Consider the following 21,717-nt stretch of genomic DNA (forward strand, 5'->3'; position numbering starts at 1 on the left):
GAAATAACGGTCATGGCGCGACCGCCTGGCGGCAACCGGGGTTCGCCGTCAGGCGGGAGGGCAGGCGGGGCGCGGAGCGGCTCCCTCCACCCCGCTTCCCTTCCCGCCTTTCTCAAGGAGGAGACGTCCGGGCGGTGGGGCCGAGCCGCGGGCCGGGCCAGAAGCGCGTCTTGAGGACCTTGTCGGCCGAGGCCAGTCGCTTGTGCTGCTTCAAGTCGTAGACGCGCGCGGACCCGGCGCTGGAGACGAGCAGCACATCGTCGCGCACGTAGAGCTGGAAGCAGGCGTCGGCGGGGAGCGCGAGGCGCTCGGGCTCGGCGAGCTTCGCGCCCTCGTACCAGCGCAGGGGCATGCAGGAGGTGGGCTCCTCGGCGTACGTCTTCCAGGAGAAGAGCGGGCCGCTCGCGGTGGGCGCGACGCCCCACTCGCCGTTGTCGCCGGAGCGCTTGGAGGGGACGGCATTGCCGAGCGCGGCCATGTCCATGCTGCCGCGCTCCACCTCTCGCGTCACGGGCAGGGCCTCGGGGCCCAGGAGCGTGGTGGTGGGGCCGAGCATCCGCGTGGCGTCGAGCACGTGACTGCCGGCGCCCTCGCCCTCGTAGGCCGTCTCCTTGGACTCGAGCAGCCGCCAGCCCTCGCCATCATGGAGGAAGGCGCGGGCCACGGCGGGTTGCGTGGGCTCCTGGGGCATGCCGGGGGACACGAGCGCGATGGGGTGGCCCTCGGCGTCGAAGCCCAGGTCCGTGGTGTCGCCGGGGCGGGGCAGCGCGAGCTCCACGCCCTGGCCGGAGGCGAAGTCCACCACCCACGCGCGCTCGGGCGCCTCGGAGTGGGGCGAGAGCAGGACGGCACCCTTGCTCCCATCATGGCTCCAGGCGAGCTCCGCCCGCTCGCACGCGCCGTCGAAGGTGAAGAGCTCCGCGCGGACTCCCTCGAGCCCCAGCCGTACCCACCGGCAGCGCTCGGGTGGCACGGGCTCGAGGAGGGAGAGGCTGAGGCCCGTGAAGCGGATGTAGCCCGGAGTGGAAGCCGCCGAGGACTCCGGCGCGGGCGCGGGAGTCGGCGGGGGCTCGGTGGGGTGGGATCTGCACGCGCTCAGGAGGAACGCGGCGCAAAGGAGGCTCGGCGGACCGAGTCGGCGCATGGGTGCTCCGGGTTGGGAAGCAATCTGGAACCTTGGCAGACCGGAGCCGTGCGGGGAACCCCTTGACGCTCAGGGCGTCGCGGCGGGGGTGGGCGTAGCAGCGGCCGAAGTAGGCGCGGGTATGGGCGCGGGCTCCTCTTCCACGGGGGCGATACCGGCCTCCGGACGCAGGAAGGCGAGCAGCACGAGCGCGGGCGCGGCGAGCGCCACGGTGAAGCAGAAGTAGGCGGGCCAGCCGAAGCGCTCGATGAAGAAGCCCGCGCCCGAGGACAGGAAGCGCCCGCCCAGGTTGGAGAGCGCGGAGAGCAGCGCGAACTGGGTGGCGCTGAATCGCTTGTTGCACAGCGCCATGGTGTAGGCGCCCATGGCGGTGGTGGCCATGCCGCCGCACAGGTTGTCCACGGAGATGGCCGTGGCGAGCACCCAGTAGTTCTTCCCCACCACCGCGAGCCCCAGGTACGTCAGGTTGGTGAGCGCCTGGAGCGCGCCGAAGACGTAGAGGCTGCGGCGCATGCCCAGCGACACCATCAACGCTCCACCGATGAGCCCTCCGGCGATGGAGGCGATGAGCGAGGGCACCTTGCTGATCCACCCGATCTCCGTGTTGGTGAAGCCCAGCTCGACGAAGAAGGGGCCGACGATGGGAGGACCGGCGAAGGCCTCGCCCAGCTTGTAGAGCACGAGGAAGACGAGGACGGCAACGGCGCCCTGGCGGCGGAAGTAGTCGACGAAGGGGTTGACCACGGCGTCGCGCAGGTTGCGCGGGGCGCGGCCCTCGGGCTCGGGGGCGAGCAGGGTGGCCACCATGCCCACGACCATGAGCGAGGCCATGATGAGGTACGTGCGCTTCCAGCCGAAGGAGTCCGAGAAGGTGAGGGCCAGGGGGCTCGCGGCGAGGATGCCCAGGCGGTAGCCGGTGACGAAGGTGGCGACGCCGAAGCCGCGCTCGCTGGCGGAGAGGATGTCCGTGCGCCAGGCGTCGGAGACGACGTCCTGACTGGCGGCGAGGAAGGCCACGAGCGTGGCGATGCCGGCCATGGTGAGCGGGGACTGTTTGGGGTCCACGAAGGCCATGGCGGCGATGGCGGCCATGAGGCCCAGCTGCGACACGAGCAGCCACCCGCGGCGTCGGCCCAGGAAGGGCAGGGCGAAGCGGTCCATCAGCGGCGCCCAGATGAACTTGAGCGAGTAGGGCAGGCCGACCAGACCGAAGGCGGTGATGGTCTTGATGTTGAGCCCCTCGTTTTTCATCCAGATGGTGAGCGTCCCGCCCACGAGGAGCAGGGGCAGACCCGAAGAGAATCCGAGCGTGATGAGCAGCCAGACGCGAGGACTTTTGAGGACCTGGAGGAGCGAGGGCTTGGAAGACATGGGCTGGGGCACAGAATACAGGTCCGCTCGGGGAATCCATCTGGTACGTCGAGGGCACGAGCCGCGCAGTGTCCGCCCGGCTGCTGTGCGAGCCCGCGGGTGTCCGCTATCTCGCTAGGGACATGACGGGGTCCTGGCCTATCTTGCGCCGCCGTTTACCCCCCCACCCCGAGGTACACCATGAAGCTCTACGAGCACCCGTTCTCCTCTGCCGCGTTCAAGGTCCGCGCGCTCATCCACGAGCTCGGCCTGCCCGTCACCCTCATCACCGTCGACATGATGAAGGGCGAACACAAGTCTCCCGAGTTCCTCGCCAAGAACCCCAACGGCAAGGTGCCCACGCTCGAGGACGACGGCTTCTTTCTCTGGGAGTCCAACGCCATCCTCTGTTACCTGGCCGCGAAGAAGCCCGAGAGCGGACTGCTGCCCGTGGACCCCAAGGGCATGGCTCAGGTCCAGCAGTGGCTGCAGTGGCACGCCACCACCTTCGCTTCCTCCACCGGTGAGGTGATGTTCGAGACGATCTACACGAAGATGATGGGCCGCACGAAGGACGAGGCGAAGTATGCCGCCGGCCTGGAGAAGGTCCGCCGGGAGCTCGGCGTGCTGGAGAAGGCGCTCGCCGGCCAGGAGTACCTCTGCGGCAGGCTCACCCTCGCCGACTTCTCCCTCGTCTCCTGCCTGCATATGCGCGCCCCCATGGGCGTGGACCTCGAGGCCTTCCCCCACGTGAAGGCCTGGGTCGCTCGCATGGAGTCGCGCGAGAGCGTCCGCAAGTCCCTGCCCCCGATGTAGTCACCAGGGGCCGGGGGGGCGGTCGACCCCCCCTTGGAGCCGGGCCGCGCTCTAGTCGCGGCGACGGTTGTCGCGACGGTCCTCACGCTTCTCGTGACGGTCCTCGCTCAGCTCCTGCTTCGTCTGCTGTGCCTCGTCCCGAGCGACCTGCACGAGCTGCGCGATGAGGTTGCGCTGGCGCTGCAGGTCCCTCGCGTTGCGGCTGCCCATGACCCGGTTCAGCTCCCGGGCGATGGCCGCCCGCGTCCTCAGGGTGGCCGCCTCGACGGCCGCGTCCCGCTGGTCGTCACGCCGGTCGCGGCGGTCGTCCATCCCCGGACGGCCCCAGCCTCCCCGGTTCTCCTCCTGGCTGCTGCGCCGCACCTCGCGCTGGTCGTCCCTCATCTCGCTCCGGCTCTCGGCGAACTCCTGGCGCAGCAGGTCGCGCAGCTTCGCCTCCACGCCAGACATCTCACGCTCGTCCTGCCGCGACCACGCCCGGTCGAAGCGCGCCAGCGTGTCCTCCAGCTCGGCCACATCGCGCCTGTCGTCCTTGAGCTCGCGCTTGTCCTGACGGACTTCCTGGCGGTTCTGCGCCTGCTCGTGGGGCCGGCCCCACTGGGCACTGGCCGCGCCGGCGGAGAGAAGGACGGTGGCGATGAAGGCGGAAGAGAAGCGGTTCATGGTGTTCATCCTCTGGGGTCTCGGATGCCGGTTGTCGCCAACACCGGTTCTGACGGGAGGCGTCGGGCTTTATTCGAGCCCGGAGCTCAGGGACTGTAGCCGCCCATCTGCTGGCGCATGGCCTCGTTCTGCTCGAGCAGCTTCTCGCGCTCCTGCGAGATGAGTTCCCGGGCCCGAGGCTTCTGCGCTTCGGTCAGTTGCGTCTCCGCCTCGTTGTAGGCGCGGGTGTCGTTGTCCTGCATCTCGCGCAGGGCGGACCGCACCTGCGCCATCCGCTCCTTCCTCTCCTCCTGGCTCAGGCCGCCCCCACCATCCGGGCCGCGCATCCCCCGGCCCATGCCTCCTCCCATTCCGCCGCCCATTCCCCGGCCCATTCCGCCGCCCATGCCTCCGCCCATGCCTCCGCCCATGCCTCCGCCCCTGTGTCCTCCACCCGGGTTCCTTCCGCCCTCGCCGCGCCGCGGGAGGGACTCCTCCACCTTCTTCTTCAGGGGGGCGTTCTCCTCCTGGAGCTGCTGCTCCCGCTTCTCCAACCAGGCGACCTGCTCGGAGCTCAGGGTCAGCTCATCGCGGTGCTCGAGCAGCACGGCCAGCGAGGACTTCATGGGGAGGGGCTTCCGAGCGGCATCCCCGGACGCGCGCTCGGAGGAGGAGGACGAAGCGCAGGCGGAAAGCGACAGAGCCAGACACATCCACAGCGGCGACATCTTCCGGTGCATTCGGGTGCTCCAAAGCGAGAGACTGCTCCGCGAGCCCGTTGCATCCCGAGAGGTGGACTCGCGATCGTACCCGCCACGGTGCGCACCACCCATGTCAGCCAGATGAACGGATGGTTACGAAAGATTTCCCGGTGCAAGTGCGGCGGAGCCGCCCTTTAACCTTCGGGCGGCTCCGGGGTATTCAGGACCGGTTCCTCGCGCTCGGACCGAAGCCATATGGAGAAGTGGCATGAGTCGTGTCAGTGGCTGCTTCGGCGGCAGATACGGAGACGCATCATGAGTCCTCGATGGTTGGTCTGTCTTGTTCTGGGTCTGGCGAACCCGGCCGTTCATGCGCAGACGGCCCCGGTCGCCACGTCGGATTCCGAGTCCGCCGGAGACGTGGATGCGGATGGGGAGCTCGTGCCCACGGCCCCCTCCGCTCCTCCACCGCTTCCCAAGGAGACGCCGACGGCGCGTCCCTTCACCGATGCGGTGTGGACCTCGGGCCATTGGTACTGGGATGACGGTCAGTGGCGCTTCAAGCCGGGAGCGTGGATCGCGAAGATGCCGGGCTACCAGTTCGTCAACGGCTACTGGCGGCAGGACGGTGATGTCTGGCGTTGGGTCTCGGGCGGATGGGCGCGTTCCGGCTCGATGGAGGTGGAAGTCCCCGTCGAGCTGACGAGTGAGGAGCTCACGACGACCCAGGCCCCTCCCCAGCTCAAGGTGGAGACCCCGCCGCCCGCGCCCGCTCCAAACCTCACGTGGGCACCCGGATACTGGTACTGGTCCGGCACGCAGTGGACCTGGATTGGAGGGAGCTGGGTTGCGCCGCCCCGGCCAGGTCTCGTCTTCGTCTCTCCGAGATGGGTGAAGCGAGGGTCCTCGTGGGTCTTCGTCGTCGGCGGATGGGCCGTGCGTGGCTCGGTCCGGGTCGTCGTCCCGGAGTACCGGCACGCGAGCGTCGTCGTGAGGTGGGGACATCCCCACTACTTCTTCCACACGTGGCGGCGCTACCCGGTGGTGCATCACCACCATCATAGGGGCTGGTCAGCGCCCGTTCGCCATCATGACCCTCGAGCGCACCGTCGGGATGGCCGGCATCACCGGTAGCGCGCTCTAGTAGCGGCGACGGTGGTCGCGACGGTCCTCGCGCTGCTCGCGACGGTCCTCGCGCAGCTCCTGCTTCGTCTGCCGCACCTCGTCCTGGGCGATGTGGATGAGCTGCACGATGAGGTTGCGCTGGCGCTGCAGGGCCCACTGGCTGCGGCTGCCCATGACCTGGTGCAGCTCCCGGGCGATGGCCGCCCGCGTCCTCAGGGTGGCCGCCTCGACGGCCGCGTCCCGCTGGTCGTCACGCCGGTCGCGGCGGTCGTCCATCCCCGGACGGCCCCAGCCTCCCCGGTTCTCCTCGTGACCGCTGCGCCGCACCTCGCGCCGGTCGTCCCTCATCTCGCTCCGGCTCTCGGCGAACTCCTGGCGCAGCAGGTCGCGCAGCTTCGCTTCCACGCCGGACATCTCACGCTCGTCCTGCCGCGACCACGCCCGGTCGAAGCGCGCCAGCGTGTTCTCCAACTCGGCCACATCGCGCCTGTCGTCCTTGAGCTCGCGCTTGTCCTGACGGACTTCCTGGCGGTTCTGCGCCTGCTCGTGGGGCCGGCCCCACTGGGCGTTGGCCGCGCCGGCGGAGAGGAGGACGGTGGTGATGAGGGCGGAAGAGAGGCGGTTCATGGTGTTCATCCTCTGGGGTATCGGAGGTCGGTTGTCGCCAACACCGGTTCCGACGGGGGGAGGCGGGATTTATTCGAGCCCCGACCTACACCAGCGGGAGCGATCCGGTGTTCACCTCGGGTATGCTTCCATTCCACCGGGCTGCGTGCGGGGGGGCCGGTCGACTAGGGTGGTCATCTCATGGCGGAGTGTCTCCTCAACATCGACCTGGGCGAGCTTCCAGAAGAGGACGAGCGGCTCTACACGTACGCGCAGGTGGCGAACATCGCCTGTGGCGGACACGCGGGCGACGAGCACTCCATGCTCCGGGCGCTCGAGGCGTGCGCTCGCCACGGAACGCGGGCCGGGGCTCACCCCTCCTATGAGGACCGGGAGAACTTCGGGCGCCAGGAGGTACGGGTGGCCCCGGAGGTGCTGCGCGGCCAGGTGGCCACCCAGTGCGCCCGGTTGATGACGCTGGCCACCGACGTGGGCGTGCCCGTGCGCCACGCCAAGCCCCACGGCGCGCTCTACCACTCGGCCAATCGCGAGCCCGCGCTCGCTCGTGCGGTGGTGGACGGTGTCGTCGAGTCGCTGGGCACGGGCATCACCTTCATCGGCCCGGGCTCGGGGGCGCTGCGCGAGGCGGCCCGGGCGGCGGGGTTGGCCTACGCGCGCGAGGGCTTCGCGGACCGGGGGACGCGGCCGGATGGTTCGCTCATTCCTCGAGGGCAGCCGAGCGCGGTGCTGACGGACTCCACGGTGGCGCGGGAGAACGCGCTGCGGCTGGCCCTGAGCGGGACGGTGGACACGCTGTGCGTGCACGGGGACTCGCCGGGCGCGGTGGAGATGGCGCGAGAGGTCCGCGCGGTGCTGGACGTGCTGTCGCTGCGCACCGAGCCCCTGGGCGAGGGCGCGCTGCGGCTCGTGCTGCCGGAGCGCTTGGAGCGGCGTGGGGTGTTGGAGTCCCTGAAGGCCGAGCCCGGCGTGGTGGACGTGGTGGTGGGCGAGGAGCACGCGTGCGTGTACTTCGACCCGGCGGCGCCTCCGGAGGATCCCCGGCGCGTGCTGGGCCGGCTGGCCGTGGCGTCGGCGCCCCTGAAGGAGGCGCCGTTCGTCGTCGTGCGCGTGCGCTATGACGGGCCGGACCTGGCGTCGGTGGCCGAGCGCGTGGGGCTCTCGGTGGACGACGTGGTGCTGCTGCACGCCTCGCGCGAGTACACGGTGCGCACCGTGGGCTTCCTTCCCGGCTTCGCCTACCTGGGCGAGGTGGACGCGCGCATCTCCGTGCCGCGGCTGTCCACGCCGAGGCCGCGCGTGCCGGCGCATTCGGTGGGGATCGCCGGGCGCCGCACGGGCATCTACCCGGTCGCCTCACCGGGCGGGTGGAACCTCATCGCCACCGCCGTGGATTTCACCGCCTTCCGTCCCGACTCCGGCGCGGTGCTGCGGCTCGGGACCCGGGTGCTCTTCGAGCGGGTGGACTGAATGGACGCGAGGCTGGAGGTGCTCGAGGTCGGCGGGCCGGCGCTGGTGCAGGACGGGGGACGCGCGGGACACATGCACCAGGGCGTGCCCCCGGGAGGCGCGCTGGTGCCGGAGTGGTTGACCGCGGCCAACCGCGCGGTGGGCAACGCGTGGAACGCGGCGGCGCTCGAGTGTCATGGGCGGCTGGAATTGGGGCTGCGTGGGCGGGACGCCTGGGTGTCGGTGGATGGGCGGGCCTTCCGGGTGGAGGCCGGGGGACGCTTCTCCGTTCCGCCGCCGGAGCGGGGCGTGGTGCGCTACGTGGCCGTGGAGGGAGGACTCGACGTGCCCGAGCTGCTCGGCGGGCGGGGCACGCTCCCGGTGGCGCGGTTCGGTGGCTTCGAGGGCCGGCCGTTGAAGCGGGGAGATCTGCTGCCGCTCGGAGCCGGAGGCGGCGCGCGGGTGGAGGCGGGCGCGGAGCTGTCGCTGGACGCCGAGATACGCGTGGTGCTGGGCCCGGACCTGGGGCGCTTCGGCGCGGACGCGATGGAGCTGTTGTTGGAGAGCACCTTCACGGTGTCGCCCACGAGCGACCGGGTGGGCATGAGGCTGCGAGGGCCGGCGTTGCCGCAGGCCGATGAGGGCTCGGGGCTGTCCGGGCCCATGGTGCGCGGCGCCATCCAGGTGCCGTCCTCGGGAGAGGCCATCGTGCTCGGGCCGGACCATCCCACGCTGGGGGGCTACCCGGTGCTCGCCATGGTCATTCGTGCGGACCAGGGTTGCCTGGCGGCGCGTCGGCCGGGGGCGTCCGTGCGTTTCCGTGCGGTGGGCGTGGACGAGGCGCGAGACCTCTGGAGACAGCATTCCCGGGAGTGGACATGAGCACGGGAAGATGATCATCACCCGCAGCGACGTGAGCTCGGGTGTCTGGCTCGAGGAGCTGGACGAGGAGGGCCAGAAGGTCGACGGGCACCTCACCACCCTCACGTGGACGCAGGAGGGCGGTGGGACGAAGGTGACCTGGATGTACGAGGGCCTGTTGCGCCCGGTCATCGGGGGCTACTTCGTATGGGCGATGAACGACATGATGGACATCTACTTCGAGCAGGGCTTGAAGAACCTGAAGGCCCAGGTGGAGAAGCGTCGAGCGGCGGAGTTGGAGGCCGCGCAGCCCCCTCCGTGCGGGGAAACACCTCGGCCCACGCGCCTGACGCCCGTGGGCCGAGGTCTCTCCAGGCTGTCGCGGACTAGCGCAGGCTCTTGTTGTCCTCGTCGGTGTCCGTCATGTCGCTCTCCGGCGAGGGCTGGTTGGCCGGCGCACCCGGGTTGAGCGGCTCGTCACTCGTCTCGCCGCCGAGGCGGTCGGTGTTGTCCATGCTCTCCGGCTCGAGGCCGGTGCCGCCGGTGCCGGGCTCCGCGGGGTTGGTGGACGGAGTGGGGTAGCCGCCGTGCGCGCCGGGCTCCATCTCGCGCGTGCCCTCCTCGGGCAGCGTGTCCACACCCGCGCCGCCGGTGCCGGCATCCTGGGTCATGATGGTCGTATCCGTGCCGGTGCCGGTGTTCGCGGTGCCCTGGTCCGTCTTGCACGCGGTTCCGAACGCCACCGCTCCCGTGAGGAGTCCCGCCAGCAGAAGCTTCGTCTTCGTCATGTCGTCTTCCCTCCCTTTGCGCGTTTCGCTTGCGGTCGGGAAGCTGAGGACTGGCTGCGCTCCGTGCAGCGGGCGCTTGCCCGGCAGGCCGTTGGGCGGGACAGTTCGGCCATGACGATACCGGACATTCGACTCGTTCCCGCCCTGCCCGAGCACGTGGACGTGTGGAAGGCCATGCGCGAGGAGCCGGTCTCTCGCCGCATGATGCCGCTGGAGCCGGCCACGCGTGAGTCGTTGCTCAAGCGCATCCTGGAGTCGACGAGCGACCTGTCCGACCCGAAGGCCACGAGCTTCCGCTGGATGGTGGAGCTCGAGGGGCGGATCATCGGCACGGTGGCGGCCCGGGAGCTGTCGCGCTTCCACGGGCGCGTGGAGATTGGCTACATGCTCTCGAGCGCGTACCACGGCCGGGGAATCGGCACGCGCGCGGTGACGTGGGTGCTGGAGCGCCTCTTCGAGTGGCCGTTCCTGCACCGGGTATGGCTCACCACGGCGGCGGACAACCTCGCGTCCCAGGGACTGGCGAGGAAGCTCGGCTTCACGCTGGAGGGCGTGATGCGCGAGCACTACCTCATCGAGGGGCAGCGCAAGGACCAGCAGGTGTGGGGTCTCCTGCGCTCGCAGTGGGAAGCGCGTGCGCGCCTCAGCGCTGGCGTGGCAGACGCACCGTGAAGGTGGTGCCCTCGCGCGGCTCCGAACGCACCTCCACCACGCCGCCGTGCGCCCGCGCGATGTGGTCCACGATGAAGAGCCCCAGCCCGATGCTACGGCCGCCGGTGCCGGGCCGCGCCCCTCGCTCGAGCGGCTCGAACAGCCGCGGCAGCAGTCCCGGCGGGATGGGGTCTCCTTCGTTGTGGACCCGCAGGTGCAGGGCCTCGCCCTCCCCCAGCACCTCGAGGTGCACGGCGGTGCCCGGCGGGCTGTAGCTGAGCGCGTTGTTCACCAGGTTGGTGATGACCTGGGCGAGGCGGTCCGGATCCCAGCTCCCCCGGGTGTCGCCCGAGGACGTGAGCCGCACCTGCCGGGCCGGGTTGGCGGAGGTGAGCTCCTCGAGCACCGTGCGTGCCAGCCCGTGCAGTTCCAGGGGCTGGGGGTTCACCGGGAGCCCTCCGCCAACACGGGCCTGGGTGAAGTCGAGCAGGTCGCGGATGAGCCGGCGGGCGCGCTGGGTGGCCTGGTCCATGCGCTCGAGCGTGGTGCGTTGGCGCGGCGTCAGCTCCCGGTCGGCCAGCAGCAGTTCGACGCCCAGGCCCATCGCGCTGATGGGGGTGCTCAGGTCATGGCTGACGATGCCTACCAGGTGCCGCTCGAAGTCGGCGCGCCGCATGGCCTCCGCGTAGAGCCGCGCGTTGTCCAGGGCGAGCGCGGCGCGGTGGGCGATCGCCTCGATGAGCCCCCTGTCGGTGAGGCCCTGTCCGCGCGGAGGCGGGCCCTCCTGCACGAAGGTCATGGCGCCGAAGGTCTCGCCCCGGGCCTTGAGGGGCACACACACGGCCGCGTGCGTGCCCAGCTTCGTGAGTGCCCCCGCGGGCTGTATCCCGAGCGCCTCGGCGAACCAGGGGGCCCCGGCCGCGTCCGGAATGAGCTCGACCTGCCCGGTATGCACGACATGGACCGGCCCGTGGGGACTGGAGGGCTCGGCCGGCAGCGGCTGCACCACCCGCTGTAGCAGCGGTTGCCGGGTCTTGTCCGCGTGCGCCACGGCCACCGGGCGCAGGTGCGGCCCTTCGGCGAGGCTCACCACGCACCAGTCGGACAGCTCCGGCGTCGCTATCTGGGCCATCTGCTGAGCGATGGTCTCCACGTCGAGCGAGCCCGCCAGCGCCTCGCCCGCCTCGGCGAGCAGCGTCTGCGTCTGTTCCGTGCGCTTGCGCTCGGTGAGGTCGTGCGCGATGTTGGCGAAGCCCTTCAGCTGCCCGGTCTCGTCGCGGATGGGGTCGAGGATCAACGAGCCCCAGAAGCAGCTCCGATCCTTGCGCACGAGCCACCCCTCGTACTCCGCGCCATTCTTCTCGTGGGCGTGGGCGAGGATGCGCCTGGCCTCTCCCTGCTCCACCACCTCGCGCGGGAAGAACCGGTTGATGTGCTGGCCGATCGCCTCCTCCGCCGTGTAGCCCTTGAGCCGCTGGGCGCCGGGATTCCAGCCGGAGACGATGCCCTCGGGGGTGATCCCGAAGAGGGCGTAGTCCTGCACCGAGTCGACCATCATCCGGAAGCGCTCCTCGCTCTCACGCAGCGCCAGGTCCGCCCGCCGCCGCTCGCTGAGGTCTCGCGCCACCGCGGAGAAGCCCCGCGGCTGCCCGGCCGCATCCTCCACCTCGCGCAGGGTGAGGTTGGCCCAGAACGTGCTCCCATCCTTGCGCACGAGGCGCCCCTCGTGTTCGGCCCGCCCCTCGCTCGTGGCGTCACGCAGCAGGTGCTCGGCGGTACCGCGCGCCATCTCCTCGCGGGGAAAGAAGCGGGCGAGCGGCTGGCCGAGGATTTCCTCCTCGGCGTAGCCCACGAGCCGCTCGGCGCCCGGGTTCCAGCTGGAGACGCGCCCGTCCACCGTGAGGAGGAAGAGGGCGTAGTCGAGCACGCTGTCGAGCAGCAGCCGCACCCGCTCCTCGTCCTCGCGCGTGGCGCTGTCCTCGTGGGCCTGGGACTCGGCGCGCGCGCGGCGCTCCCGACGCTCCTCCTCCCGCACGTACTGCGAGACGGCCTCGGCGGCGCCGGTGTCGATGCAGCGGGCGAGCAGGCGCGCGTGAGGCTCGGCCAGGTCCATTCCGGCCTGGGCGAGGAACTCGAGGATGACCTCGCGCAGCAGCGCGTACTCCCGGACGATGACCCCCACGTCCAGTCCCAGGCGCAGCCGCTGCCGGCCGTGCGCCTTGGCCACCACGCTGTGGCCCGGCAGCTGGGAGCTGCCAGGCGAACCGTCCAGCTGCAGGAGCGCACCGGTGAGCTCTTCCAGGAAGCGGGGCAGGCTGTCGATGAGCTCCTCGCGCGTGTACCTGCGAGGCGTGACGAGCGCCGCCATGCCGTGAAGCCACCGCTCGATGATGACCCCGCGTTGCGTGACGATGAACTCCGGCACGGTCATGTGGGCTCCAGGTCGCGTCCGAGTCAACGGGCCATCCCAAGGGTGGATGCCCTCTTGCGTGCTGCCAAGGAGCACGGTGCGAGGCGGCGCTCGCCTCCTCGCAGGCATGGGCCTAGCTCGTCGTGCCCCGGCGCGCGGCGTCGACACTCCAGAGGCCCGAGCCGCGCACGGCGATGTAGAGGAACACGAAGCAGTAGAGCGCGGCGAGCTCTCCCTTGTTCACGATCGGGAAGATGTTGCCGATGGGAAACACGTGCCCCATGAAGTAGGCGACCGCCATGGTGCCGCTCGAGATGAAGGCCGCGGGTGCGGCGAACAGCCCGAGCATGACGAGCACGCCGCCCACGAACTCGATCAGTCCCGCGCCGTAGACGATGAAGGGCGGTGCCCCGGGAGGCATGCCGCCGAACAGACCGAAGAGCTTCTGCATCCCGTGCAGCATGAACATGAACCCGGTCATGATTCGAAGCAGGGCGTAGATGCGTTCGGTGTGGGGCTTCAGGAATCCCATGAAAAATCCTCCGGTGGGGCGAGGTGTGATGCAGGAGCGTCTTCCACCCCCTTGCAAGGGGTAGAGTGCTGATAACTTTCGGCGTGATGGACACTGCCTACCACCTCGAAGAGCACCGCGCCGCGTTGACCGGACACTGCTATCGCATGCTGGGCTCGGCCGCCGAGGCCGACGATGCCGTCCAGGAGACGATGGTGCGCGCCTGGCGCAGCCTGGACCGCTTCGAGGAGCGCTCGTCCCTGCGCACCTGGCTCTACCGCATCGCCACCCGCGTGTGCCTCGACTCGCTCGAGGAGCGTTCGCGCCGCGCGCGCCCGATGGAACTGGGCCCCGTGGGCTCGATCGACGGGCCGCTCGACATGCTTCCCGGCTCCCGGTGGCTCGAGCCCATTCCCGACGTGCAGGCCCTGCCCGCGGATGCCGATCCCTCCGAGCTCCTGATGCTGCGCCAGAGCATCCGCCTCGCGTTCGTGGCGGCGCTCCAGCATCTTCCTCCCAAGCAGCGCGCGGTGCTGCTCCTGACCGAGGTCCTCGGCTGGTCCGCCGCCGAGGTCGCCGAGAGCCTCGACACCTCGGTCGCCTCCGTCAACAGCGCCCTTCAGCGTGCCCGGGCGACGCTCGCCACCCGCGACCTCTCCCCTGCTCGCGCGCCGCTGTCCGATGCGCAGTCCTCGCTGCTCGACCGGTATGTCTCCGCCTTCGAGCGCTATGACCTGGACGCGTTCACCCAGCTGCTCCACCAGGACGCGACCCTCTCGATGCCTCCCTATGCGCTGTGGCTCCAGGGTCCCGAGTCCATTCGCGCCTGGATGTTGGGGCCGGGCTCCGGTTGCCGGGGCTCCCGGCTGGTGCCGACCTCGGCCTGCGGCTCGCCCGCTTTCGGGCACTACCGTCCCGGTGAACCGGGGGGGCCGCACAAGCCGTGGGCGCTGATCGTCCTCGAGCTCTCGGGCGATCGCATCACGGGGATCAACTCGTTCCTCGACACCCAGGCGTTGTTCCCGCGCTTCGGTCTTCCCCCGGAGCTCGCTCCGTAGCTTCTTCTCTCCAGGGCCGGGCCTTCCCGCTCCACCCACGAGCGGGAGCGGGAAGACCCTCACCCCGGTGCTACTTCTTCGCCTGCTCCATCACTTCACGGGCCACCTTCACCACGTTCTCCACCGTGAAGCCGAACTTCTGCAGCAGCGCCTTCAGCGGGGCCGACGCACCGAAGCTGCGCATGCCGATCACCGCCCCGCGCAGCCCCACCCAGCGCTCCCAGCCGAACGCCGCCGCCTTCTCCACCGCCACGCGCGCCCTCACCGAGGACGGCAGCACCTGCTCCCGGTACGCCTCGTCCTGCCGCTCGAACAGCTCCCACGAGGGCATGCTCACCACGCGCGCCTTCACACCCTCGCTCTTGAGCTGCTCGTAGGCCTGCAGGCACAGCGACACCTCGCTGCCCGTGCCAATCAGGATGACCTCCGGCGTGCCCTCGCTGTCCGCCAGCACGTAGGCCCCCTTGGCCAGGCCCGAGGCCGGCGCGTACTTCGTCCGGTCCAACGTGGGCACCGCCTGCCGCGTCAGCACCAGCACCACCGGATCGTGCTTCAGCGGGGCGATGACGCGCCAGGCCTCCGTCACCTCGTTGGCGTCCGCCGGGCGGATGACGATGACACCCGGAATCACGCGCAGGCTGGCCAGTTGCTCCACCGGCTGGTGCGTGGGGCCGTCCTCGCCCAGACCGATGGAGTCATGGGTGAAGATGTGGATGGCGGGCAGCTCCATGAGGGCCGACAGGCGGATGGCGGGCCTCTCGTAGTCGCTGAAGATGAGGAAGGTGGCGCTGTAGGGGCGCACCTTGCTCAGCGCCAGGCCGTTGACGATGGAGCCCATCGCGTGCTCGCGCACGCCGAAGTGGACGTTGCGCCCCGAGTGGTCCCCCGGCTTCATCGCGCCGGAGAAGCTCAGGTACGTCTTCGTGGACGGGTTCAGGTCCGCCGAGCCGCCCACCAGCCACGGGTAGTTCTTCGCCAGCGCGTTGAGCACCTTGCCGCTCGTCTCGCGGGTGGCCGCGCCCTTGGCGTCCGCCGGGAAGGTGGGCAGCTCCTTGTCCCAGCCCTCCGGCAGCTCGCGCCGCTGCATCCGCTGCAGCTGGTCCGCCAGCTCCGGGTGCTGCTTCTGGTACTCGGCGAACCTGGCCTCCCACTCGGTGCGCAGCTTCTTGCCGCGCTCGCCCATCCGCTCGGTGAAGCGCTCGCGCACGCCGTCGGGCACGAGGAACTTCGCGTCCTCGGGCCAGCCGTACTTGCGCTTGGCGCCCTTGATTTCCTCCTCACCCAGGGGCTCGCCGTGGGCGCTCGCGGTGCCCTGCTTCTTGGGCGCGCCCCAGCCAATCTCGCTGCGCACGATGATGAGGGTGGGCAGGCCGCGGTCCTGCTTGAAGGTGCGGAAGGCCTGCGAGAGCGCGTCCAGGTCGTTGGCGTCGGCCACGTGCAGCACGCGCCAGCCGTAGGCCTCGAAGCGCTTGCCCACGTCCTCGGTGAAGGCCAGGCTCGTGCTGCCGTCGATGCTGATGTGGTTGCTGTCGTAGACCCAGCACAGGTTGGGCAGCTTGAGGTGGCCGGCGATGGAGGCGGCCTCGCTGGCCACGCCCTCCATCAGGTCTCCGTCACCGCAGATGGCCCAGACGTCGTAGTCGAACAGCTCGAAGCCGGGGCGGTTGAAGTAGCTGGCGAGCCAGCGGCTGGCCATGGCCATGCCCACGGAGTTGGAGACGCCCTGGCCCAGGGGGCCGGTGGTGGTCTCCACGCCGCTCGTCCACCGGTACTCGGGGTGGCCCGGGGTGGAGCTGTCCAGCTGGCGGAACTTCTTGATGTCCTCCAGCGCCACGGCCAACTGGTCCTCGACGCCGTACTCCGAGGTGACGCGGCGCACGCCCGTCAGGTGGAGCAGTGAATAGAGCAACATGGAAGCGTGCCCGTTGGAGAGCACGAACCGGTCGCGGTTGGGCCAGATGGGGAAGGTGGGGTCGAAGCGCAGCTCCTGTTGCCAGAGCTGGTAGGCCACCGGCGCCAGGGCCATGGGCGCGCCGGGGTGGCCCGAGTGGGCCTGTTCCACCGCGTCCATGGCCAGGGTGCGGATGGTGTTGATGCAAAGCCAATCAGTCGGATCGTGGATCATGTTCTGGGAGTCCTCGTGCCCTTGGACCGTGCACCATGCCCCAAGCCGGGCTGGAGCGCCGCAGCATTCCGCACGGGGTGCGAGGAGGTGGACGGTGGGGTGGGGCGTGGCCGGGTCGACAAAGCGGGTTGCGGTGGGACTGGCGGGAGGGGCCACTGGGTGGCATATGGTGCGCGCATGTCGATCGAGAAACCGTTGCGGGAGATGGTCCAGGCGGAGCTCCGAGGCCGATTGGGGCCGATGCACAAGGCCATCACGCGAATGGATGAGCGGCTGGACATCATCGAGGAGCTGGTGGACATCGTTCAGCGCCTGGCGCCGCTGGCCACGCGGATGCAGTCGCTGCAGCTGGCGTTGCCGGGACTGAACGTACCGGTGGTGGGGCGGGGCGGCAGGAGCGCGACGCCCGCGCCGGTGCCCCGAGGGAGGCAGGCGACGTTCGAGGAGCTGGTGCCGGCGCCGAGAGGCCGGCCGGGACGTCCTCCCGCGGCGCCGGTCGAGGGCGAGCGCCGGTGTGCGGTCATCGGGTGCAAGAGGCCGGCGCGCTCGAAGGGCTACTGCTCGGCGCACTACCAGAAGCTGCGGTTGCTGGTGAAGACGGATCGGCGGCCGGCGGCCTGGGTGGACGACGCGAAGCCGCAGTCGGTGCCGGAGGTGGTGTTGCCCCGGGGCCGAGCGGCGTCGAAGGCGCTCCAGGAGACAGCGCCGCAGAGGCCGGAGCCGGCGGTGCCCCCGAAGCCGAAGGTCTGGGTGAGGAAGAAGGGCGGCGAGCGAATCGAGCTGAGCTGATGTGCCCCCCTCTCCCTCTCCCCCTGGGAGAGGGTCGGGGTGAGGGTATGTCCTGTCCGTGGTACGCCCTGTCCGTGGTACGCCCTGTCCGTGTTCACGCCCGTGATGCCCGCCCGCCCCGCGGGCGGGTTGTCCGGAGCACCCCTGCCCCGCGGAGTCGTTGACACCTCGTGTCCGGGATGATTTCCGGCGGGCATGAGCGATCAGGGATATCCGGTGACGGTTGCAGTGCGGCGTCCGGACGGGCGCACGGAGCAGGTGCGGGTGGGGACGGCGTTCCGCAACGGGGACGGTTTCACGTTGAAGCTGGGAGAGATGAGCATCGGCTCGGCGCCGGACGCGGCGCCGGCGCCGAGGCGGTCGTCGTACGGCGGTGGTGGCGGAGGGGGAGGAGGCGGAGGCGGCGAGGTGACGGTGTTCCCCAACTACGGGCGCAGCAAGGGCGGCCCCATCCACGGCGCGAGCATGCAGGACCTGGAGTACTACGCGAACGGCGCGAGGCGCTCGCTGAACGACCCGAGCAAGTCGCGCTGGCACGACCGGGAGCGGGCGCTGCTGGCCGCCATCGAGGCGGAGATCGCGCGGCAGCGGGGCGGTGGTGACGCCGGTGGGGGCGATGAGCCGCCTCCGCACGGGGACGACGACTTCACCGGCAACGACGACGACGGCTCCATCCCGTTCTGAGGCGGGCGGCTCAGGCGGCCGAGGCGGAGCGAGGCTGGGCCAGGGGCAGGAGGACGGTGAACGTCGTGCCCTGGCCCGGAGTGCTGTGCACCTCGACGTGGCCGTGGTGCGCCTCCACGATGCGGCGCACGATGGCGAGTCCCAGGCCCGTGCCCGCGGCCTTGGTGGTGTAGAAGGGCTCGAACATGCGGGCCATCACCTCCGGGACGATCCCCGAGCCGGTGTCGGTGATGGAGAGGCGGGCCTGGGGCGTGACACCGCGCGGTTCGTCACGGCCCAGCTCCACCCGGAGCGAGCCGCCGTGGGGCATGGCCTGCAAGGCGTTGGTGAAGAGATTGCTCAGCGCCAGGTGAAGCAGCTGCGCGTCCAGGGGTGCCTCGGGCAGCTCCTGGTCCAGCGCGCGTGTCACCTGGACGCTCCTCCTCGCATCCGGCTCCGCGCGCAGCGAGGCCTCCAGCGCTCCCTCCACCACCGAGCCGAGTGACTGGGTGAAGAGGCGGGGCTCGAGGGGGCGGGCGAAGTCCAGCAGCCCGTTGACGAGGTGATCCAACCGGGCGACCTCCTCGCCCATGACGCCGAGCAGCTCCCAGGCGGTGCCGTCGCGCTCGGGCACGGCCATGCGGGTGAGGGCGGCCACCGAGTTGGCGATGACGCCCAGGGGGTTGCGCACCTCGTGGGCGATGCTGGCGGACAGCTCGCCGAGCGCGGCCATGCGCTCGCGGCGCACCAGCTCCTGCTGGGCGGTGGCGAGCTCCTCCAGGGACTGACGCAGCTCGCGGTTGAGGTGGATGGCCTTTTCTTGCGCGTGCCGGCGCTCGCCCAGGGCGGCGGCCAGCATCAGCCCCGAGACACACACCGAGGCGAGGAAGGACTGGAGGAAGACGAGGCTGGTGGTGGGGGCGGTGTTGCCCTCGGGCCCGAGGACGAAGGGGCCCCTGCCCGCCAGCGTCTGGGAGACGGCCACCAGGGCCAGCGTGAGCATGGCCGCCGCGGTGCCCCGGGCCTCGAAGCGCAGCGCCGCCCAGAGGATGAAGGGGAGGGCCACGTAGCTGACCGGGTGGTAGACGCTGGTGGCGGGCGCCCAGCGGAAGGCGAGGAGCACGGTGGCGGCGAGCGTCACCAGCAGCGCCACGAGCTCCCACCGGCGAGCGCGGCTCCATCCCTCGAGTCCGCGTGAGATCCACGTGAGCAGCACGGGGGTCACCAGCAGGACGCCCATGGCGTCACCCACCCAGAAGATGCGCAACTGCCTCCACCACTCCGTCCAGGCGAACCTCCCCAGGGCGGCGAGCAGGGTGACGCTCGAGGTGGCGTTGACGAGGGTGCTCAGCATGGCGGAGAGCCCCAGCAGCGCGAGGACGTTCCGCACCCGCTCCAGCGATGGGCGGAAGCCGGCGTAGCGGCGCAGGAGGAAGGCCCCGAGGAGCGCTTCCAGGGTGTTGCCCGCGGAGATGAAGAAGTAGGTCGGCGGCGGAAGCCGTCCCGGCAGACAGGCGAAGGGCTCCAGGAGGAAGACCGTCAGGGCCAGGGCGGGCCAGTAGCGGAAGCGCGACAGCAGCAGGGCGGTGACGGCCACGCCGCTGGCGGGCCACATGGCGGAGACGAGCTCGCCCTGGCGGACGATGTGATTGCCCAGCCAGGCACTCGCGCCATACACGAGCGCGAACAATCCCAGTCGCCCGAGTGGATGCCAGCGTTGGAGGATGTGCTTGGGTTCAGGCACGCGTGCGGAAGGCTCACGCTGTCATGAAGCGGGGGGACGCGCAAAGACCCCCCGGCTGCTGGGACGGACAGCGGCTGTCGATGATATGACACCGGCCCATGCTTCACGTGCGAGCGGATGCGCGGCGGCTCTCCCGGGGCACGCCTCCCGGAGCGGTCCTGGCCCTGGCTCTCGTCCTGATGGTGGTGCCGTTGACGTCGCGAGCGGCGCCCGGTTCCGCCCGATTGCTGCCCGAGCAGCCAGCGGCGGGGATGCTGTCGGACAATCCGATGCGGTGGATGGCATGGGAGCTGGCGACGGGAGTGGGGGCGGCGGTGGTGGCGGTGCCGGCGACGCTGGCGCTGAGCGCGTGGGTGGGCTCGCTGTCGTCCAACCTGGTGATGGCGGCGGCTCCGGCGATGGTGCTGCTGCTGGCGTTGCCGCCGTTGGCGGTGGTGGGGGCGCAATGGCTGGTGGGCAACCTGTTGCACCCGGGCAGCGCGCGCTTTCAACCGGCGGTGTGGGTGGCGCTCGGGGTGCACGTGTTGGCGGTGGCGGGCGCGGTGCTGCTCGGCGCCACGGTGGATGACCTGGGGGACGCGGCGCTCTTCACGTTGGTGGAGGCGCTGGTGCTGCCCACGGCGGTGACGCTGACGATGCGCGCGACGGCGCCGGTGCCTCCGCCCACGTTGTCGCGAGTCCCCGAGCGGCCACGCGCCCTGGTGGAGGCCACGGCCTCGAAGGCGCTGGTGGTGCCCCTGCTTCGCTACACCTTCTGACCGAGCTCCCATGAGTCGATTTCGCGCGATGACCCCCATGTTCCTCGCCGGGGCGCTGGCTCTCGCCCAGCCAGCCCGGGCCGAGTGCCCCACACGTTCCTCCTGGCCGACGGAGGACTGGCCCGACGCGAGAGCGGAGGTGGCGGAGGTCAGGGCCGAGCAGCTGAAGGCCCTGGAGGACTACGCCTTCACGCTCCAGGGCAAGGACGAGGAGCGCAAGGGCGTCCGGACGGACGGGCTGCTCCTCATCCACAAGGGCCGGTTGGTGTACGAGCGCTACGGACGTGGCTTCGACGCGAGCAAGCGGCACCTGGCCTGGTCGATGTCGAAGAGCTTCACCAGCGCGCTCACGGGCATCGCGGTGAAGCGGGGCGCGGTGAAGCTGGACGACTCCATCTGCGCTTACGTGAAGGCGAGGCGGCGGGAGAACTGCGCCATCACGGTGCGCAACCTGTTGGAGTTCGCCTCGGGGCTGGACTGGAGGGAGGATTACGAGAACGGCGGCACCTACCAGGACTCCTCGGTGCTGGCGATGCTGTACGGCGAGGGCCGAAAGGACATGGTGTCCTTCATCACCGCGCATGAGCGGCTCGAAGAGCCGGGCACCTCATGGAGGTACTCGTCCGGGGATGCCACGCTGCTGGCGGGGGTGCTGGACGCGGCGCTGAAGCCCTCGTTGGGAAGGGACTGGCCCTTCACGCTGCTGCTCGACGTGCTGGGAATGAAGAGCGCGACCTGGGAGCGGGACGGCAAGGGTGTGGTGGTGGGCTCCTCGTACCTGCACGCGACGCCGCGCGACCTGGCGAAGTTCGGCTACTTCTACCTCAACGACGGGTGCTGGGAGGGCCAGCGGGTGTTGCCCGAGGGGTGGGTGACGGACTCCACTCAGGTGTCCAAGCCCATCCGCCAGAAGTCCTACGAGCGCGGCGCCGACGATGTGCAGGGCTGGCAGTGGTGGCTCAACCGTCCCATTCCCGGAGTGCAGGCCGAGCTCCCGTGGCCGCACGTGCCCGAGGGGGCCTATGCGGCGCGTGGGCACTGGGGCCAGTCGATTACGATCATCCCATCGAAGGACCTCATCGTGGTGCGCACGGCGGATGACCGGGACGGCTCCTTCTCGCTGGACACGTTGCTGTCGCTGTCCCTGGCGGTGGTGGAGGACCTGCCATGAGCCCGAGCCGAGCCCTTCTGGTGCTCGCGTGCGCCGCGACGCTCTCATGCGACAGGGGCGATACGGTGCGGCGCCCCTACGACAACAATGACTTGCAGCTCGTGACCTCGTACACGGCGAAGGACTTCTGCTCCTGCCTGTTCGTGATGCAGATGAGCGAGGAGTACTGCCGGCGCTGGACGGCGGCGAGTCCGGCGGTGGCCACGGTGACGGTGGACTACGAGGAGCGCAGCGTGCAGACGGCGGCGGCGCTGCTGTGGGGAGAGAAGGCGCGCTTCGTGAGCGAGCGAGACGGCTGCATCCTCGCTGAGTAATGTGGAACTCCCCTCTCCCCCTG

Annotated in this window: 22 protein-coding genes; 12 read left to right on the top strand and 10 right to left on the bottom strand. The window is 70.4% G+C overall.

Annotated elements, in window-relative coordinates; genetic code table 11:
• Positions 1-112: 112 nt before the first annotated feature.
• Together JQX13_RS16670 and JQX13_RS16675 are read right to left on the bottom strand one after the other, a co-directional pair.
• Positions 113-1,144: a hypothetical protein gene (locus JQX13_RS16670; RefSeq protein WP_203409993.1), complete on the bottom strand. Its 1,032-nt coding sequence runs from the start codon at positions 1,142-1,144 to the stop codon at positions 113-115.
• Positions 1,145-1,213: 69 nt separating this feature from the next.
• Positions 1,214-2,515, bottom strand: a complete 1,302-nt coding sequence (locus tag JQX13_RS16675) for an AmpG family muropeptide MFS transporter (RefSeq protein ID WP_203409994.1) — start codon at positions 2,513-2,515, stop codon at positions 1,214-1,216.
• A 180-nt stretch (positions 2,516-2,695) separates the two neighbouring features.
• On the opposite strand from JQX13_RS16675, the gene JQX13_RS16680 reads away from it, so the two are divergent.
• Positions 2,696-3,310 carry a glutathione S-transferase family protein gene (locus tag JQX13_RS16680; RefSeq protein ID WP_203409995.1) on the top strand — a complete coding sequence of 205 codons (615 nt, stop codon included), beginning with the start codon at positions 2,696-2,698 and terminating at the stop codon, positions 3,308-3,310.
• 51 nt (positions 3,311-3,361) lie between these two features.
• Here the strand turns inward: JQX13_RS16680 and JQX13_RS16685 are convergent, their stop codons facing one another.
• Positions 3,362-3,973 carry a hypothetical protein gene (locus JQX13_RS16685; protein WP_203409996.1) on the bottom strand — a complete coding sequence of 204 codons (612 nt, stop codon included), beginning with the start codon at positions 3,971-3,973 and terminating at the stop codon, positions 3,362-3,364.
• 86 nt (positions 3,974-4,059) lie between these two features.
• The gene (locus tag JQX13_RS16690) at positions 4,060-4,578 is read right to left on the bottom strand and encodes a hypothetical protein (RefSeq protein ID WP_203409997.1); all 519 of its coding nucleotides are present in this window, start codon (positions 4,576-4,578) and stop codon (positions 4,060-4,062) included.
• A gap of 390 nt (positions 4,579-4,968) precedes the next feature.
• On the opposite strand from JQX13_RS16690, the gene JQX13_RS16695 reads away from it, so the two are divergent.
• The gene (locus tag JQX13_RS16695; RefSeq protein WP_203409998.1) at positions 4,969-5,787 is read left to right on the top strand and encodes a YXWGXW repeat-containing protein; all 819 of its coding nucleotides are present in this window, start codon (positions 4,969-4,971) and stop codon (positions 5,785-5,787) included.
• A gap of 6 nt (positions 5,788-5,793) precedes the next feature.
• On the opposite strand, the gene JQX13_RS16700 is transcribed toward JQX13_RS16695, so the two are convergent.
• Entirely contained in the window at positions 5,794-6,405 is a 612-nt protein-coding gene (locus JQX13_RS16700; RefSeq protein ID WP_203409999.1) for a hypothetical protein, read from the bottom strand.
• 180 nt (positions 6,406-6,585) lie between these two features.
• Between JQX13_RS16700 and JQX13_RS16705 the strand changes: the two genes are divergently transcribed.
• Genes JQX13_RS16705 through JQX13_RS16715 form a run of 3 tightly spaced genes read left to right on the top strand, consistent with a single transcriptional unit; the run spans position 6,586 to position 9,181 of the window.
• The gene (locus tag JQX13_RS16705; protein WP_203410000.1) at positions 6,586-7,872 is read left to right on the top strand and encodes a LamB/YcsF family protein; all 1,287 of its coding nucleotides are present in this window, start codon (positions 6,586-6,588) and stop codon (positions 7,870-7,872) included.
• Positions 7,873-8,733, top strand: coding sequence for a biotin-dependent carboxyltransferase family protein (locus JQX13_RS16710; RefSeq protein ID WP_203410001.1), 861 nt, complete (start codon positions 7,873-7,875; stop codon positions 8,731-8,733).
• A gap of 10 nt (positions 8,734-8,743) precedes the next feature.
• The gene (locus JQX13_RS16715; protein ID WP_203410002.1) at positions 8,744-9,181 is read left to right on the top strand and encodes a hypothetical protein; all 438 of its coding nucleotides are present in this window, start codon (positions 8,744-8,746) and stop codon (positions 9,179-9,181) included.
• On the opposite strand, the gene JQX13_RS16720 is transcribed toward JQX13_RS16715, so the two are convergent.
• Positions 9,099-9,500, bottom strand: coding sequence for a hypothetical protein (locus JQX13_RS16720; RefSeq protein ID WP_203410003.1), 402 nt, complete (start codon positions 9,498-9,500; stop codon positions 9,099-9,101). The two genes, JQX13_RS16715 and JQX13_RS16720, sit on opposite strands and share 83 nt — an antisense overlap.
• Positions 9,501-9,611: 111 nt before the next feature.
• Here JQX13_RS16720 and JQX13_RS16725 point away from each other — a divergent pair, with 111 nt between their 5' ends.
• Positions 9,612-10,172 carry a GNAT family N-acetyltransferase gene (locus JQX13_RS16725; RefSeq protein WP_203410004.1) on the top strand — a complete coding sequence of 187 codons (561 nt, stop codon included), beginning with the start codon at positions 9,612-9,614 and terminating at the stop codon, positions 10,170-10,172.
• On the opposite strand, the gene JQX13_RS16730 is transcribed toward JQX13_RS16725, so the two are convergent.
• Both JQX13_RS16730 and JQX13_RS16735 read right to left on the bottom strand, forming a co-directional pair.
• Entirely contained in the window at positions 10,144-12,582 is a 2,439-nt protein-coding gene (locus tag JQX13_RS16730) for a PAS domain S-box protein (RefSeq protein ID WP_203410005.1), read from the bottom strand. The genes JQX13_RS16725 and JQX13_RS16730 overlap by 29 nt on opposite strands.
• A gap of 112 nt (positions 12,583-12,694) precedes the next feature.
• Positions 12,695-13,093, bottom strand: a complete 399-nt coding sequence (locus tag JQX13_RS16735; protein ID WP_203410006.1) for a DoxX family protein — start codon at positions 13,091-13,093, stop codon at positions 12,695-12,697.
• An 86-nt stretch (positions 13,094-13,179) separates the two neighbouring features.
• Here JQX13_RS16735 and JQX13_RS16740 point away from each other — a divergent pair, with 86 nt between their 5' ends.
• Positions 13,180-14,130 carry a sigma-70 family RNA polymerase sigma factor gene (locus JQX13_RS16740; protein ID WP_203412055.1) on the top strand — a complete coding sequence of 317 codons (951 nt, stop codon included), beginning with the start codon at positions 13,180-13,182 and terminating at the stop codon, positions 14,128-14,130.
• 70 nt (positions 14,131-14,200) lie between these two features.
• Here the strand turns inward: JQX13_RS16740 and tkt are convergent, their stop codons facing one another.
• Positions 14,201-16,255, bottom strand: coding sequence for a transketolase (gene tkt, locus JQX13_RS16745; protein ID WP_203410007.1), 2,055 nt, complete (start codon positions 16,253-16,255; stop codon positions 14,201-14,203).
• 177 nt (positions 16,256-16,432) lie between these two features.
• Here tkt and JQX13_RS16750 point away from each other — a divergent pair, with 177 nt between their 5' ends.
• Entirely contained in the window at positions 16,433-17,044 is a 612-nt protein-coding gene (locus tag JQX13_RS16750) for a hypothetical protein (protein WP_203410008.1), read from the top strand.
• A gap of 195 nt (positions 17,045-17,239) precedes the next feature.
• Positions 17,240-17,728, top strand: coding sequence for a hypothetical protein (locus tag JQX13_RS16755; protein WP_203410009.1), 489 nt, complete (start codon positions 17,240-17,242; stop codon positions 17,726-17,728).
• A 10-nt stretch (positions 17,729-17,738) separates the two neighbouring features.
• Here JQX13_RS16755 and JQX13_RS16760 read toward each other — a convergent pair whose 3' ends face one another.
• A complete protein-coding gene (locus JQX13_RS16760; RefSeq protein ID WP_203410010.1) occupies positions 17,739-19,451 on the bottom strand; it encodes an MASE1 domain-containing protein in 1,713 nt (570 codons plus the stop codon).
• 98 nt (positions 19,452-19,549) lie between these two features.
• Between JQX13_RS16760 and JQX13_RS16765 the strand changes: the two genes are divergently transcribed.
• From JQX13_RS16765 to JQX13_RS16775, 3 genes are read left to right on the top strand one after another with little or no spacing between them, the layout of a single operon-like run.
• Complete coding sequence (locus tag JQX13_RS16765; protein ID WP_203410011.1) at positions 19,550-20,209, top strand: hypothetical protein; 660 nt, start codon at positions 19,550-19,552, stop codon at positions 20,207-20,209.
• A gap of 10 nt (positions 20,210-20,219) precedes the next feature.
• Positions 20,220-21,380, top strand: coding sequence for a serine hydrolase domain-containing protein (locus JQX13_RS16770; protein ID WP_203410012.1), 1,161 nt, complete (start codon positions 20,220-20,222; stop codon positions 21,378-21,380).
• Positions 21,377-21,694, top strand: a complete 318-nt coding sequence (locus JQX13_RS16775; RefSeq protein WP_203410013.1) for a hypothetical protein — start codon at positions 21,377-21,379, stop codon at positions 21,692-21,694. Before JQX13_RS16770 ends, JQX13_RS16775 begins: the two co-directional genes overlap by 4 nt.
• Positions 21,695-21,717: the final 23 nt, after the last annotated feature.

This window comes from Archangium violaceum (genome assembly GCF_016859125.1).
Lineage (GTDB): Bacteria > Myxococcota > Myxococcia > Myxococcales > Myxococcaceae > Archangium > Archangium violaceum_A.

What these genes read in the sequence shown, in the direction of transcription:
- JQX13_RS16755 (WP_203410009.1), top strand. Translation starts at nt 17,240, where the DNA reads ATGAGCGATCAGGGATATCCGGTGACGGTTGCAGTGCGGCGTCCGGAC.
- JQX13_RS16750 (WP_203410008.1), top strand. Translation starts at nt 16,433, where the DNA reads ATGTCGATCGAGAAACCGTTGCGGGAGATGGTCCAGGCGGAGCTCCGA.
- JQX13_RS16700 (WP_203409999.1), bottom strand. Translation starts at nt 6,405, where the DNA reads ATGAACCGCCTCTCTTCCGCCCTCATCACCACCGTCCTCCTCTCCGCC.
- JQX13_RS16695 (WP_203409998.1), top strand. Translation starts at nt 4,969, where the DNA reads ATGAGTCCTCGATGGTTGGTCTGTCTTGTTCTGGGTCTGGCGAACCCG.
- JQX13_RS16715 (WP_203410002.1), top strand. Translation starts at nt 8,744, where the DNA reads ATGATCATCACCCGCAGCGACGTGAGCTCGGGTGTCTGGCTCGAGGAG.
- JQX13_RS16705 (WP_203410000.1), top strand. Translation starts at nt 6,586, where the DNA reads ATGGCGGAGTGTCTCCTCAACATCGACCTGGGCGAGCTTCCAGAAGAG.
- JQX13_RS16765 (WP_203410011.1), top strand. Translation starts at nt 19,550, where the DNA reads ATGCTTCACGTGCGAGCGGATGCGCGGCGGCTCTCCCGGGGCACGCCT.
- JQX13_RS16725 (WP_203410004.1), top strand. Translation starts at nt 9,612, where the DNA reads ATGACGATACCGGACATTCGACTCGTTCCCGCCCTGCCCGAGCACGTG.
- JQX13_RS16740 (WP_203412055.1), top strand. Translation starts at nt 13,180, where the DNA reads ATGGACACTGCCTACCACCTCGAAGAGCACCGCGCCGCGTTGACCGGA.
- JQX13_RS16685 (WP_203409996.1), bottom strand. Translation starts at nt 3,973, where the DNA reads ATGAACCGCTTCTCTTCCGCCTTCATCGCCACCGTCCTTCTCTCCGCC.
- JQX13_RS16730 (WP_203410005.1), bottom strand. Translation starts at nt 12,582, where the DNA reads ATGACCGTGCCGGAGTTCATCGTCACGCAACGCGGGGTCATCATCGAG.
- JQX13_RS16710 (WP_203410001.1), top strand. Translation starts at nt 7,873, where the DNA reads ATGGACGCGAGGCTGGAGGTGCTCGAGGTCGGCGGGCCGGCGCTGGTG.
- JQX13_RS16770 (WP_203410012.1), top strand. Translation starts at nt 20,220, where the DNA reads ATGAGTCGATTTCGCGCGATGACCCCCATGTTCCTCGCCGGGGCGCTG.
- JQX13_RS16775 (WP_203410013.1), top strand. Translation starts at nt 21,377, where the DNA reads ATGAGCCCGAGCCGAGCCCTTCTGGTGCTCGCGTGCGCCGCGACGCTC.
- JQX13_RS16735 (WP_203410006.1), bottom strand. Translation starts at nt 13,093, where the DNA reads ATGGGATTCCTGAAGCCCCACACCGAACGCATCTACGCCCTGCTTCGA.
- JQX13_RS16720 (WP_203410003.1), bottom strand. Translation starts at nt 9,500, where the DNA reads ATGACGAAGACGAAGCTTCTGCTGGCGGGACTCCTCACGGGAGCGGTG.
- JQX13_RS16690 (WP_203409997.1), bottom strand. Translation starts at nt 4,578, where the DNA reads ATGAAGTCCTCGCTGGCCGTGCTGCTCGAGCACCGCGATGAGCTGACC.
- tkt (WP_203410007.1), bottom strand. Translation starts at nt 16,255, where the DNA reads ATGATCCACGATCCGACTGATTGGCTTTGCATCAACACCATCCGCACC.
- JQX13_RS16680 (WP_203409995.1), top strand. Translation starts at nt 2,696, where the DNA reads ATGAAGCTCTACGAGCACCCGTTCTCCTCTGCCGCGTTCAAGGTCCGC.
- JQX13_RS16675 (WP_203409994.1), bottom strand. Translation starts at nt 2,515, where the DNA reads ATGTCTTCCAAGCCCTCGCTCCTCCAGGTCCTCAAAAGTCCTCGCGTC.
- JQX13_RS16670 (WP_203409993.1), bottom strand. Translation starts at nt 1,144, where the DNA reads ATGCGCCGACTCGGTCCGCCGAGCCTCCTTTGCGCCGCGTTCCTCCTG.